This is a genomic window from Streptomyces sulphureus DSM 40104 (assembly GCF_000381025.1).
Classification (GTDB): Bacteria; Actinomycetota; Actinomycetes; order Streptomycetales; family Streptomycetaceae; genus Streptomyces; species Streptomyces sulphureus.
The window spans coordinates 865,611-878,905 of sequence record NZ_KB905813.1 but is presented as its reverse complement, the minus strand read 5'-3'; the positions used below and the strand labels follow the sequence as shown (position 1 = coordinate 878,905).

12 protein-coding genes are annotated in these 13,295 nt (G+C 73.3%); 5 read left to right on the top strand and 7 right to left on the bottom strand.

The genetic code is table 11. From position 1 onward, the window contains the following. Window positions 1-22: 22 nt before the first annotated feature. The 5 genes from F603_RS0104015 (at window position 23) to F603_RS0103995 (ending at window position 5,513) form a co-directional block, all read left to right on the top strand. Window positions 23-1,444: an MmgE/PrpD family protein gene (locus tag F603_RS0104015; protein ID WP_019544730.1), complete on the top strand. Its 1,422-nt coding sequence runs from the start codon at window positions 23-25 to the stop codon at window positions 1,442-1,444. Continuing rightward, window positions 1,441-2,076 carry an aspartate/glutamate racemase family protein gene (locus F603_RS0104010; RefSeq protein ID WP_019544729.1) on the top strand — a complete coding sequence of 212 codons (636 nt, stop codon included), beginning with the start codon at window positions 1,441-1,443 and terminating at the stop codon, window positions 2,074-2,076. Before F603_RS0104015 ends, F603_RS0104010 begins: the two co-directional genes overlap by 4 nt. Continuing rightward, the gene (locus F603_RS0104005; protein ID WP_019544728.1) at window positions 2,073-3,530 is read left to right on the top strand and encodes an FAD-binding protein; all 1,458 of its coding nucleotides are present in this window, start codon (window positions 2,073-2,075) and stop codon (window positions 3,528-3,530) included. Before F603_RS0104010 ends, F603_RS0104005 begins: the two co-directional genes overlap by 4 nt. Window positions 3,531-3,551: 21 nt before the next feature. After that, complete coding sequence (locus tag F603_RS0104000) at window positions 3,552-5,018, top strand: dihydroorotase (RefSeq protein ID WP_019544727.1); 1,467 nt, start codon at window positions 3,552-3,554, stop codon at window positions 5,016-5,018. Between the two features lie 252 nt (window positions 5,019-5,270). Then, a complete protein-coding gene (locus F603_RS0103995) occupies window positions 5,271-5,513 on the top strand; it encodes a hypothetical protein (protein WP_019544726.1) in 243 nt (80 codons plus the stop codon). 19 nt (window positions 5,514-5,532) lie between these two features. Here the strand turns inward: F603_RS0103995 and F603_RS0103990 are convergent, their stop codons facing one another. The 7 genes from F603_RS0103990 to F603_RS0103960 form a co-directional block, all read right to left on the bottom strand. Then, a complete protein-coding gene (locus F603_RS0103990) occupies window positions 5,533-7,479 on the bottom strand; it encodes a PTS fructose transporter subunit IIABC (RefSeq protein ID WP_019544725.1) in 1,947 nt (648 codons plus the stop codon). A gap of 56 nt (window positions 7,480-7,535) precedes the next feature. After that, entirely contained in the window at window positions 7,536-8,474 is a 939-nt protein-coding gene (pfkB, locus tag F603_RS0103985; RefSeq protein WP_019544724.1) for a 1-phosphofructokinase, read from the bottom strand. After that, window positions 8,471-9,232 carry a DeoR/GlpR family DNA-binding transcription regulator gene (locus F603_RS0103980; protein ID WP_019544723.1) on the bottom strand — a complete coding sequence of 254 codons (762 nt, stop codon included), beginning with the start codon at window positions 9,230-9,232 and terminating at the stop codon, window positions 8,471-8,473. Before F603_RS0103980 ends, pfkB begins: the two co-directional genes overlap by 4 nt. A gap of 182 nt (window positions 9,233-9,414) precedes the next feature. After that, on the bottom strand, window positions 9,415-10,485 hold the full coding sequence (locus tag F603_RS0103975) for a phosphotriesterase family protein (protein ID WP_019544722.1): 1,071 nt from the start codon (window positions 10,483-10,485) through the stop codon (window positions 9,415-9,417). Then, window positions 10,482-11,558 (bottom strand): DMT family transporter, encoded by a 1,077-nt coding sequence (locus tag F603_RS0103970; RefSeq protein WP_019544721.1) that lies wholly within the window; start codon window positions 11,556-11,558, stop codon window positions 10,482-10,484. The genes F603_RS0103975 and F603_RS0103970 overlap by 4 nt, the downstream gene beginning before the upstream one ends. After that, complete coding sequence (locus F603_RS0103965; RefSeq protein ID WP_026328119.1) at window positions 11,555-12,493, bottom strand: ribokinase; 939 nt, start codon at window positions 12,491-12,493, stop codon at window positions 11,555-11,557. The genes F603_RS0103970 and F603_RS0103965 overlap by 4 nt, the downstream gene beginning before the upstream one ends. Before the next feature lie 6 nt (window positions 12,494-12,499). After that, window positions 12,500-13,252 carry a glutamine amidotransferase gene (locus F603_RS0103960; protein WP_019544719.1) on the bottom strand — a complete coding sequence of 251 codons (753 nt, stop codon included), beginning with the start codon at window positions 13,250-13,252 and terminating at the stop codon, window positions 12,500-12,502. Between the last annotated feature and the right edge of the window lie 43 nt (window positions 13,253-13,295).

The following is a 13,295-nucleotide window of genomic DNA, read 5'->3' as shown; positions in this document are numbered from 1 at the left end:
GGAACAACAGGAGGTGGGCACGGTGACCACCGGCCACGACGATCAACATCCCCCGCCCGCGTCGGACTTCCGAGCAGCGACCGCCGAACGCACCGCCGAACTCGGCGAGTTGTGCGCAGAGCTGTCCTGGCACCGGGCGCCCGGCGAGGTGCGCGAACGACTCCCCCTCGTCCTGCTCGACACCCTCGCCGTGGCCCTCGCCGGCTCCCGCACCGAGGGCCAACGGCGGCTCCGCGCCGCCTGGCCCCAACCTCCGGGCGACGCCCCGGTGTTCGGCGGGGACACGCTCACCGGGACGGACACCGCCGCCTACCTCAACGCGACGGCGCTGGTCTGCAGCGAGCTGGACGAGGGCGGCAAGTACGCCCGCGGCCACCCCGCCGCCCACGCCTTCCCCGCGATCCTGGCGCTCGCCGCGGAACGGCGCTGCACGGGCGAACTCACCGCGCGGGCCCTGCTGTCGGGGTACGAGGTCGCGGCGCGCTTCGGTTGCGCGACCGCGCTGCGGCCCGGCGCCCACCCGCACGGTAGTTGGGGCGTCACAGGGGCCGCGGCCGGCTGCGCGGTGCTGCTGGGGCTCCCTGCCGACCGGATCGCCGCCGCGATCGACACCGCGGCGGGACTGCCGATCGCCGGTCACTTCGACTCCGCGCTCGACGGCCACCGGGTGCGCGACGCGTGGATGGGTGCGGCGGCCCTCTCCGGACTGGCGGCCGCCCGGCTCGCCGCCGCCGGCGTCGTGGCCAACACCGGCACCGCGGCCCTGTCGCTCGGCACCCTCCTCGGCACCTTCGACCCCGACACCCTCGCCCATCCCCCGGGCGGCGACTGGCAGATCACGCACAACTACTTCAAGCAGCACGCCTCGTGCGCGTACACGCACCCGGCCGCCGACCTCGCGTGCGCACTCCGCCGTGAACACCCCGAAGCGCGCGACGGCGGCCACATCTCCCGACTCGTCGTGGAGACACACGCGTTGGCCGCACCGCTCGACCGCACCAGGTGGCACAACGGACTCGGCGCGATGTTCTCCGTCCCCTACGCGGTGGCGGCCGCGCTGCTGTACGGCCGGATCACACCCGAAACGGCCGACGCCACGGCGGCGACGCACCCCGCCCTCTTCGCCCTCGCCCGCCGGGTCACCGTACGGGAGGACGCGCGGATGACCGCCCGGCTGCCGCACGAGCGCCCCGCCCGGCTGACGGTGCACCTCGACGACGGCCGAAGGCTGGAGGCGAGCGCACCCCACCCGCTCGGGGACAGCGACCACCACCCCTTCACCGCGCGCACCCTGCCCCCGGTACTCGCCGAACTCCTCGGCGACCGGGCGCTCGTGGACCGCCTGCACCGTCTCGCGGAGCAGCTTCCCGAGGCCGCGGACGTGGGGCCCGCACTCCGCGCCCTGGCATCCGCGCACCCGACAGCACCGGGAGGACCCGCATGAGAATCCACTCCCTCACCCCCATCCGCGTCGACGCCGAGGAACTCGCCAGGCGCCGCGCGCGGTACGCGCGGCTGGCCCCGCCCGGCGTCGAGTTCGCCCTGGACGCAGCGCCCGAAGCGGCACCCGCCCAACTGGCCGCCCAGGAAGACGTCGAGGCGTCGACGGCACACGTCGCGGCGGCGTTCGCGGAGGCACCGGAGACGGGGGCGGCCCTCCGCATGCCGGACTGCGTGCTCGACCCGGCCGTGCCGCTCGTCCCCGACCAGGCAGCGGTACCGATCGTGGGCATGCTGCGGCTCACTGCCTCCCATCTCGTCGCCACAGGCCGGAAGTTCGGCGCCGTCACCCGGAACCAGGCGATCGGCGAGGCGCTCGCCGCGCGCGTCGAGGAGTACGGCTTCGGCCCCTGGTTCGCCGGGGTGGCCGTGCTCGACCTGGACTTCGCCGCGATCAGCGACCCGGCCGCCTGGCACGGCGCGGTACGCGGCACGCTCGACCGCTTCGCGGAGCGAGGCGTGGGGCACGTGATCAACGGCTGCTCCGCCGTGGACACCGGTGCGGCGCACGCCGTCGCGCTCGTCGACCCCGCCGCGCTCGCGCTGCGTCTCCTGGCGGCAGGAGACGCCGTATGACGCCCGGCACCGCGTCAATCCCGGTCCGGGAACCCGACGTCGACCTGCTCGTCGCCGGGGCCGGTGGCGGGCTGGCCGGTGCGCTCCGCGCGGCCCAGGCCGGCCTGAAAGTACTCGTCGTCGACCCCGACGAACACTTCCTGCGCGGCAACAACACCTCGATGTCGACGGCGATGATCCCCGGCGCGGGCACCAGATGGCAGCGGGCGTGCAGCATCGAGGACGGGCCGGAACGGTTCCTCGCCGACATCGCCGCCAAGACCGGCGGCACCGCCGAACCCGTCCTCGCCGCCGCGCTCGCCCGGCTCAGCGCGCCGCTCGTCGAGTGGCTCGCCGACGACGCAGGCGTCCCCCTCCACCTCGTGCGGGACTTCAACTACCCGGGCCACTCCGCGGACCGGCTGCACACCATCGAGGGACGCCACGGCTCCACGCTCCTGCGCCACCTGCACGCCCGGGTGCGCGCCGCGGACTCGACGTACCTGATGGTGCCGGCCCGGCTGGTCCACGTGGAGCGCGGGCCGGCGGGCCCCGGCGGCCGGTTGCTGCACGCCGTTGTCGAAGACCCGGGCGGGCACCGGGAGACCGTCGTCACCCGCGCCGTGCTGCTGGCGACCAACGGGTACGGTGCCGACCGCGCGGAAGTCGCCGCGCGGCTGCCGGAGATCGCCGCCGCCGAGTACGCGGGCGGGCAGTTCTCCCGCGGCGACGGCCTCGCCCTCGGTCTCGAACTGGGCGGCCGGGCCGCGTACCTCGACGCCTACCAGGGCCACGCCGCGCTCGCCCGCCGCTCCCGCACGCTCGTCGGATGGGCCACGATCATGCACGGGGCGATCATGGTCGATGCCGAAGGCGTCCGGTTCGGCGACGAGACGCGCGGATACTCCGAGTACGCGGCGGCCCTCGCCGCCCGCCCCGGTGCGCGGGGTTGGATCGTCCTCGACCGCCGCATCCACGACCTGTGCCTGCCGTTCACCGACTTCCGGCAGACCGTGGCGGCCGGCGCCCTCGTCTGGGCGGACGACGCGGCGCAGCTCGCGGCGCGGATCGGCTGCCCCGCCGACGCCTTGACGGGGGCCGTCGCCGAGCAGACGGCGCTGGCGACCGATGCGTCGGCGCCCGACCGGTTCGGCCGGACCTCGGCCGAGGAGCCGCTGCGCGGACCGCTCGCCGCGGTCGAGGTGATCCCGGCGCTCTTCCACACCCAGGGCGGCCTGCTCGTCGACGGTGAAGCCCGTGTACTCGACCGCGAAGGCGTGCCGATCGACGGCCTCTTCGCCTCCGGCGGCGCCGCGCACGGCATCTCCGGGCACGGCGCCTCCGGTTACCTCGCCGGCAACGGCCTGCTGCCCGCGCTCGGCCTGGCCTGGCAGGCGGCGAACGTGCTGGCCGGGCCGCACACCGCATCGCTCCGCCCGGGGGCTTCCCAGGACGCCGGGCACTCCGCACACTGATCCCAGAGAGGAACCGCCCAGATGACCGAGCTCGACCTGCTGATAAAGAACGTCCGCCTGGTACGCCACGACGCCGATGACCTCCCGACGACCGACATCGGCGTCAAGGACGGCGTCTTCCATCGGATCGCCCCCGACATCCCGTCGTCCGAAGCCCGTGAAGTCGTCGACGGCAAGGGGCTGCACGCCTTCCCCGGTGTCGTCGACGCGCACCAGCACTGGGGCATCTACAACCCGCTCGCCGACGACACCGCCACCGAGAGCAGGGCGTGTGCGCAGGGCGGCGTCACCACCGCCCTGACGTACATGCGCACCGGGCAGTACTACATGAACCGCGGCGGCTCCTACGAGGAGGTCTTCCCGCTGGTGCTCGCCGGCTCCGAGGGCCGCTCGCACGTCGACTACGGCTTCCACCTCGCGCCGATGCAGAAGTCGCACATCGACGAGATACCGGAGCTGATCTCCCGCTTCGGCGTCACCTCGTTCAAGATCTTCATGTTCTACGGCAGCCACGGCCTGCACGGCCGCTCGGCCGACCAGAACTCCTTCCTGATGATCCCGCCCGAGGAGCGCTACGACCTGGCGCACTTCGAATTCGTGATGCGCGGCGTGCAGGCCGCACGGGAGAAGCACCCGGAGTTCGCCGACGCCGTCTCGCTCTCCCTGCACTGCGAGACTGCCGAAATCATGACGGCGTACACCAGGCTCGTCGAGGAGGAGGGCAGGCTCGACGGGCTCGCCGCCTACAGCGCCTCCCGCCCACCGCACTCCGAGGGCCTCGCCGTCACCGTCGCCAGCTACCTCGCGGCCGAGACCGAACTGCCCAACATCAACCTGCTGCACCTCTCTTCGCGCAAGGCGATGGACTCCGCGATGCTGATGGCGAAGACCTTCCCGCAGGTCGACTTCCGCCGCGAGGTGACCATCGGCCACCTGCTGGCGAACATCGAGACCGCCTCCGGCATCGGCGGGAAGGTCAACCCGCCGCTGCGCCCACAGGACGACGTCGACGCACTGTGGGAGCACCTCGCGGCGGGGAACGTCGACTGGGTCGTCAGCGACCACGCGTGCTGCAAGGAGGAGAAGAAGTTCGGGGACCCGCGCAGCGACGTCTTCGCCGCCAAGTCCGGCTTCGGCGGCACCGAGTACCTGCTGCCCGGCCTCGCGGGAGCCGCCCGGGCGCACGGTCTGCCGTTGCAGAAGGTCGCCGAGCTCACCGCGGAGACGCCCGCCCGACGCTTCGGCCTGCCGACGAAGGGCCGCATCGCCGAGGGGTACGACGCGGACCTCGCCCTCGTCGACCCCTCCCGCTCCTGGACGGTCGACGCGGCGGCCTCCGAGTCCACCCAGGAGTACACGCCGCTCCAGGGCCTGGAGATCGGCGCCACCGTGGAGTCCACGTATCTGCGCGGACGGCAGGTCTACGCCGACGGCAAAGTGTCGGGCGAGCCGCAGGGGCGTTACCTGGCGCGCCCCACCAGCCGCTGAGCCAGCCCCTGCCGGACGTCGCGGCCACGCGCCGTCGCCGATCGTCGGCCCTGTGGTCGCGGACAGGGGGGGAGACGACGGCCGGCGGCGCCCCTCTCCGCACGGCGCCCGATCTGCCTGCCGGCCACCGGAGTTCGCCGTCGGAGACTCGGCAGACGGTCACCTCCGCCGGCGGGCCCGCACCCGCGCGCCCACTTGGGCGGGACAACTCCCTCCTGCGCCGCAAGCGTTGCCCCGTGCCGGAATCCGTAGGTGACGGCACGGAGCAGGGACGCCACCGGCTTCCGCGCGATCGGAACGGCAGCGGGCGGCATCTCGGGGCCGATGGTTTTCTCCACGCTCGTGAGCACCGACGTCCCCCGGGACACCGCGCTCGCCTTCGCCACCGGTGCCGCGGTGCTGATCGTGGCCGGGCTGGTCGAGGTGGTCATCGGTCCGAACGCCGAGCGCAAAGGTCTGGAGAGCATCGCGCGCCCGCTGACCCAGCAGTCGTGAGCGGCTGCGGCCCGCGTCGTCAACCACCCGCCGCAACGGCGTCGTTGGAGGGCTCGGCTCGGCGGCCCCGCGCACCCTTGAGGACGAGGACCAGGATCGCCGACGTGACGGTGCCGAGGGCCACGGCGAGCAGGTAGAGGAACGGCTGGCCGATCAGGGGGACGACGAAGACGCCGCCGTGCGGGGCCCGCAGGGTGTTGCCGAACGCCATCGACAGGGCGCCGCTCACCGCGCCGCCCGCCATCGCGGAGGGGATGACGCGCAGCGGGTCGGCGGCGGCGAACGGGATGGCGCCCTCGCTGACGAAGGAGGCGCCGAGCACCCAGGCGGCCTTGCCGTTCTCACGCTCGGCCCTGGTGAAGAGCCGGCCGCGCACGGTCGTCGCCAGGGCCATCGCGAGCGGTGGCACCATGCCGGCCGCCATGACCGCGGCCATGATCTTCAGGCTTCCGTCGGTGGGTTCCGAAAGGCCGCCGACGGCGAACGCATAGGCCACCTTGTTCACCGGGCCGCCCAGGTCGACGCACATCATCAGGCCCAGCAGAATGCCGAGGAGCACGGCGTTGGTGCCGGAGAGCCCGCTCAACCAGTCGGTGAGCGCCCGTTGGAGAACCGCGATCGGTTTGCCGAGGACGACGAACATGAGGAAGCCGACGACGGCGGCGGATATCAGCGGTATGACGACCACCGGCATGATCCCACGCAACGTCGTTGGGACGCGCACGCGTTGGATCGCCATGACCACCGCCCCCGCAAGCAGGCCGGCGACGAGCCCACCGAGGAACCCCGCCTCGATGGCGACCGCGACAGCACCGCCGACCATCCCCGGCACCAGGCCCGGCCGGTCGACCATTCCGTAGGCGATGTACCCGGCGAGGATCGGGACGAGGAAGTCGAAGGCGGTCGTGCCGATCTGGTGCATCAGCGCGGCCCAGCTCGCTGCCTCGGTCCAGCCGAAGTGGTCGGCGACGGAGGGCGCCTCGGTGATCTCGTAGCCGCCGATGGCGAAGGCGAGCGCCATCAGGAGTCCGCCCGCCGCGACGAACGGGACCATGTAACTGACGCCGGTCATCAGCCACTTGCGCAGCCGGGTCCCGAACCCGTCCTGCGCGTGCTGCGGTTCGTCGGGTTCCGTCGTCTCCGCGGCAGGGTGCGTGGTCTCGCCGCGGGCGGCCTTCTCACGGAGCTCCGCGATGAGTTCGGGGGCGCGGCTGACGGCGGCCTTGACGCCCACGTCGACGGTCGGCTTGCCGGCGAAGCGGTGCCTGTCGCGGACCTCGACATCGTGGGCGAGGAGCACGCCGTCGGCTGCTGCCACTCGCGCGGGATCGAGCCGTTGGAAGCCGCCCGACCCCTGGGTCTCGACGGCTATCTCGCACCCTGCAGCCTCGGCGGCCCTTTCGAGCGCCTCGGCTGCCATGTAGGTGTGCGCGATCCCCGTGGGGCACGAGGTGACGGCGACGAGGCGGAAGCCGTCCGACTCCGTTGCTGCGGGCGCAGGTTCGCTCGGCTCGTCCTCGACGAAGGCGTCGCCTCGGATGAGCGCGGCCGCCCGTCCCGGGTCGGAGGCGGCGCGCAGGGCGCTGATGAACTCCGGGTCCGTCAGTTTGCGGGCGAGGGCGGAGAGGATCGAGAGGTGGTCGCTGTGCGCGCCGGTGGGGGCGGCGATGAGGAAGATCAGGTGGGCGGGCCCATCGGGGGCTCCGAAGTCGATGCCGGCGGCGCTGCGTCCGAAGGCGAGGCTGGGTCGGGTGACGTGCTCGCTGCGGCAGTGGGGGATGCCGATCCCGCCTTCCATGCCGGTGGGCAGTTGCTCCTCGCGGGCGGCGACGTCGGTGAGGAACCCGTCGAGGTCGGTGACGCGGCCCGCGGAGACGAGGCGTTCGGCGAGGGCGCGGGCGGCGGCTTCGGCGGTGGTGGCGTGGAGGTCGAGGTCGACGAGGTCCTGGGTGATCTCTTCCGTCATGGCATGCGGCTCCTTGGTGACTGGCCGTCCGGCGCCGGGGCGCGCAGGCTGCGGCGTCATGGGGCGTCGGTGAGAGGGCGGTCGAGCGGCGGCGTCGTGGTGGTGGGCACGGGGGCGAGGTCGGCGGGCCGCGGCATGCTGCTGCCGGGCAGCCGGACCGCGGCGGCACCGTGGGCGAGCGCGGCGGAGAGTGCGGCGGGGCCTTCGCCGCCTGCCGCGAGGAAGCCCGCGAGCGAGGCGTCGCCGGCTCCGACGGTGCTGCGGACGTCGACCTGTGGGGCGGCTGCGAAGCGAACACCCTCGCCGTCGGCGAGGAGTTGGCCGACGGGTCCGAGGCTGGCGAGGACGGCGCCCGCACCGCGTCGCCGCAGCTCCTCGGCTGCTTCGGCGGCGTCGCCCACGGTGGTGAGCGGGCGGCCGACCGCTTCGGCGAGCTCCTCCGCGTTCGGCTTCACCACGTCGGGGCGTGCGGGGAGGGCCGCGAGGAGGGCCGGCCCCGAGGTGTCGAGCGCGATGCGTGCGCCCGCGCGGTGCGCCCGCGCGACGGAATCGGCGTACCAGTCGGGTGGGAGGCCGCGGGGCAGGCTGCCGCAGCAGGCGACCCAGTCGGCCCCTGCGGCGTGCGCGAGCAGTGCCGTGGAGAGGGCTTCGGCGGCGGGCGGCGGGATCTCTGGCCCGGTGGCATTGATCTTGGTGAGGGTGCCGTCCGGTTCGGCGAGGCTGACGTTCACCCGGGTCGAACCGTCGACGGGGACACCGACCGCTTCGATCCCGTCCCGCTCCAGCAGCCGCGCGACGAGGTCGCCCTCGGGGCCGCCCAACGGTACGAGCGCGACGGTGCGTCGACCGGAGGCGGCGAGGGCCCGCGAGACGTTGACGCCCTTGCCGCCGGGGTCCACGCGGTCGGTGCGGGCGCGGAGCACGGCACCGCGTACGAGTCGGGGGAGTTCGTAGGTGCGGTCCAGGCTCGGGTTGGGCGTGACGGTGAGGATCATGCCCGCACCACCCGCACACCGTGGCCCTCGACGGCGCGCACGGTGCCTGCGGCGAGCCCGGAGTCGGTGACGAGGGTGTCGACCTGGGAGAGATCGGCGAAGCGGGCGAAGTGCCGCACGCCGAACTTCGCGGAGTGCGCGACGAGTACGACGCGGTCGGCGGCGGCGACGATGGCGCGCTTCACCGCGGCCTCGGCGAGGTCGGGCGTGGTGAGCGGGCCGTGGGGTGCGGCGCCGTTGGTCGCGAGGACGGCGACGTCGGCGTTGATCTCGCGGTAGGCGCGGAGCGCCCAGTCGTCGACGGCGGCCCGGGTGCGGTGGCGTACCCGGCCTCCGACGAGGTGGAGGGAGATGCCGGGGTGGTCGGCGAGGCGTGCGGCGAGCGGCAGGGCGTGGGTGACGACGGTGAGTGCCGCCTCGGCGGGGAGGGCCTGTGCGAGGCGCGCCGTCGTGCTGCCCGCGTCGAGTATCACGCTGCCCTCGGTGGGGAGTTCGGCGAGTGCGGCTCTGGCGATGCGGTCCTTCTCGTCGGCTGCGACGGTGTCCCGTTCGGCGAGGTCGGGTTCGAAGGCGAGCCGGGTGCCGGGGACCGCGCCGCCGTGCACGCGGTGCAGCAGTCCTGCTCGGGCGAGCGCCTTCAGGTCGCGGCGCACGGTCTCGGCCGTGACGTGGAAACGGGCGGCGAGCGACGGTACGTCCACCCGTCCGTGCTCCTCGGCGAGGCGCAGGGTCTCCTGCTGACGTTCGGCTGCGTACATGTGGGTTCGTGTCCGTTCGACGCCCGAGTCTGTTGCCTGCGGGGGAAGTTACGGGGAGAACCCGGCGGAGTAAACACGTCCGGACGTATTGGGGGCGGGCGGTGGGGAGTTGGGCCTGTCGGCGAAGGCTTCCGGCCGCGGCGCAGCCGACTGCGCCGCGGCCGGAAGCGGTGCGGGCGTGCTCAGTCCGGCGTCTGGCCCGTCAGCATCCGGGCCGGGTTCCGCCGCATGAGCCGCATGACGGTCTCGCGGTCGGCACCGCGGGTGCGCAGCAGCTCGGCGAAGACCGTCGGCACGAAAACGAATCCGTTGCCGCCGTGCCTGGTCCACATCTGCTTGAGGAAGACGTCGTGGCTCAGCAGGAGTTGGGCGCCGTGATCGCGCGCGAGGTGGCGTGCGACCGCGTCCGCGGTCTGTCCCGCGGAGGGCGCGGCGCCCTCGTTCGGGAAGGCGACCTCCATGCCGACCATGTCGAACTCCAGCCACACCCCGCGATCGGCGAGGGAATCCTGGTAGCGGTGGTCGGCACCGGACGGGTCCATGTGCCCGAGTACCACCCTGTCCGGCGGAACGCCGATCTCGTCGAGGACGATGTCCAGCACTTCGTGCCCGCGCCGTTGCCAACCGGGAAGGTGGATCAGCAGCGGAACCTGCGCCGAGTCGAGCTGGGCCAGCGCTGCGGCGCGCAGCGAGGCGGCCTCGGCAGCCGTGAAGTCGGGCGAGACGCCGATCTCGCCGATCACTCCCGGCCGGACGCCGGTCTCGCCCACCCCGTCGGTGAGTTCGGCCCCGAGGGCGCGTGCCAGCGCATCGATCGTCGCCGCCGAGATCCGTTCGCCTTCGAACTTTTCCAGGTAAGCGCCGCACCCCATGACGATGTTGAGGCCGCTGCGCCGTGCCGCGTCGCGCAGGGCGAGCGGGTCGCGCCCGATCGCCCCGCTCGACGTGGCGTCGACGAGCGTGGAGCCGCCGACCTCCTGGAAGAGCGCGAGCTCCGGCAGGAGTTCGTCGACCGACTTGGCGGCGAGGTTGTCCGGGCAGCAGTAGGGGTCGTGCCGCAGGGCCCACGCCGACGCGGCACTCACCTCCCGATCGGGAAGGCGCGCGGAGAACCCGTACGAGGGCGCGTCGAGGACGGCTGACAGGTCGTTGAAGAGGTGCTCGTGCGGGAGCACCACTCCGAGGGCGTCCGCGGCCACCCGCCCCGTGACGGTCTGCACCGCGGGCGGCGGGTCGGTCCTGGCCGAGGTCATGGTGTGTCTCCTGTCCTGTCCGAGGCGTGCGCCGGCCCGGTGGTGTCGTCGGTCCCCGCCGGGGGCGAGGTGTCCCCCGTGCCGACCGGTCGGGAGGGGATCATGCCGATGCCGGCCGCCGCGAGTGCGAGGACCGTGCCCGCCACCGTCGCGATGTGCAGCTCCTGGCCGACCGAGGGGACGACCGCGTCCAGGAGGAGGGAGCCGAGCAGTTGCCCGGCGACCGAGGAGAGCCCGAGGAGAAGCAGTCCCAGCCCGCGGACGAGCAGCGCCATGAGGGCGATGGAGAGGAGTCCGAGGACACCGCCCGTGTACATCCACCAGGTGCCGGGCAGCGCGAACTCGACGTGGCCCGAGGCCGTCCGCACGAGGAGCCCCACGAGCAGTACGGCGAAGCCCACCAGGAAGTTGAAGCCGATCGACACCAGCATCGACCCGGTGCCGCGGGCGACCTCCGAGTTGCCTGCGGGCTGCCAGCCGGCGAGCAGTCCTGCGGCGAACGGCAGCAGGGCGAACGCGACGGTCCCCGGCACGTGGAAGTTGGGCGAGAGGGCGAGCGCGGTGGCGGCGATCGCGAGGACGGTGCCGAGCAGGCGCGTCGGCGTGAGCGGCTGCTTGATCTCCGAGGTGGCGCCGATCCGGTCGCAGATCATTCCGGAGATCACGAGTCCGGAGACGAGTGAGATCTGGAAGACGGCGACGCCCAGGGTGCCGACGGTGACGCCTTCGGAGAGGACGACGGCGGCACCGCAGAGCCCTGCCAGCCAGTTCCACCAGCCGAGCGAGCGGCGTCGGATGAGCCGTGGAATGGCGAGCGCCTGACGGCGTGTGGTGGGCCTGGCGAAGACGATCAGTGCCATCAGCACGAGGCCGGTGCCGAAGGAGATGACGGCCGCCGCGTTGCCGTCGTCGATCTCGTCGCCCAACGCGCCGTTGACGGTGGCCTGGAGGGGGCTGAGGATGCCCGCCAGGACGGTGGCGACGACGAGGACGAGCGTGGTCGTGCGGCGGACGGCCGACTGCGGGGCGGCGGGCTCGGCCGGGATCGGGGCCTGGGGAGTCGCATGCGTCATGGTGTGTCCTTGTTCTCTCGTCCCGTGCCGGAGGGCGGGACCGGAGTCAACTCCGTGGCCAGGGGCAGCGCTTCCATGGCGCCGTCCCGGGTGGTGGTGGCGGCCGCGACGCGGTTGCCCCAGCGGGCCGCGTCGGTGAGCGACGCTCCGTCGAGGAGTGCACCGGCCAAGGCTGCGCAGAAGCTGTCCCCCGCGGCGGTGGTGTCCACGGGGTGCACCCGCTCGGCGGCGACGTGGAACGGGGCGCCCCCCTCGGGGAGCACCAGGGACCCGTCGCCGCCGAGGGTGACCACCACGTCGCCCGGCAGGCCGAGGGACGCCGCGAGAGCCGCGGTGTCGTCCACGGTGGCCGGGGCCGACGCCGCCCCTGCGAGGGCTGCGAGTTCGTGGCGGTTGGGCACGAGGACGTCGAACCCCCGCATCGCGCGTGAAGCGTGGTCGGGGGCCGGCGCCGGGTTGAGGACGGTCAGCCCGCCGGCGTTCTCCAGGACCGCGTCGAGAGCGCTCGCCGGGGTCTCGAGCTGGCAGAGGACCGCCCCCGCCGAGCGAAGGGCCGCGGCGTGGCCGCGAACCCGTTCCGCGTCGAGGGCCGCGTTGGCGCCCGCGTCGATGACGATCGTCGACTCGGGGCGCTCCCAGAGGATGACCGCGGTCCCCGTGGGGCCCTCGACCGTGTCGACCGCGGAGACGTCCACGCCCTCGCGACGCAGGCGGTCCACCACGGTGCTCCCGGAAGCGTCGGTGCCGACTGCACCGACCATGCGCACCGTGGCGCCGAGCCGCGCCGCGGCGGCCGCCTGGTTGGCGCCCTTGCCGCCGACGGACGAGGTCAGCCCGTGCGCGGCGATGGTCTCACCGCTGCGCGGGAGCCGTGCGACCGCGAGCCTCACGTCGATGTTGAGGCTCCCCACCACCGTGATTCGTCGTTCCGACATGGCGGTTCACGCTGCGTTTCCGGCGAGCCAGGTGACGGCCTGGTGGAAGAGGCGCTGGTAGCCGGGCCACTCGATGAACTCGGTCGGCGCCCAGTGCGGGGAGATGTCCGAGGCGAAGGCGAGGGTACGGCCGGCGCCCTCGGTCCGCACCGCAAGGAGCGGGTGCGATTCGATCGTCGCCAGGACCTCGGCGTCCTGCTTGGCGCTGAGCCGCTGGTATCCGAGGAGGATCGGCCACTCCGCGTCCAGGCCGGCGGTGACCTCGTGGGAGGCGGCGGTCAGCGAGCCCGGTATGCCCTCGGGGCACTCCACCCTGTCGTCGTACGGGAGGATGTCGACGGGGAGCACGTCCTCGACCGCGGTGGCGTGGTAGTTCGCCTTCGCCTGGAAGCCCTGGAAGCTCAGGTAGCCGCCGGCCATCGCCAGTCCGCCGCCGCGCCTGACCCACTCGGCGAGCAGCTTCAGCCGGTTGGGGAAGGGGCGCCCTTCCGCGAAGACCCGGGGCGGCAGCAGCAGGCTGTTGGCCCCGATGTCGGAGAGGACGACCACGTCGTACTCGTCGAGCTTCTCCAGCGTCGCGGGGAAGTCCGTGGCAACGGCGTGCGAGGGCAGGTGCGTCACCTCGTGGCCCTCCGCGCCCAGTGCTTCGAGCAGCGGGGTGGCGCCGATCTCGAGCTGGGTGTGGGGGAAGGCGTCGTAGCCCTTGTAGTCGGTCGCCGCGTTGATCCAGGACTCGCCCGCGAGGAGTACGCGTGCCATGGACTGCCTCCTTGTGCGCTTTGCGCAAAAATTGTGCTGTGTT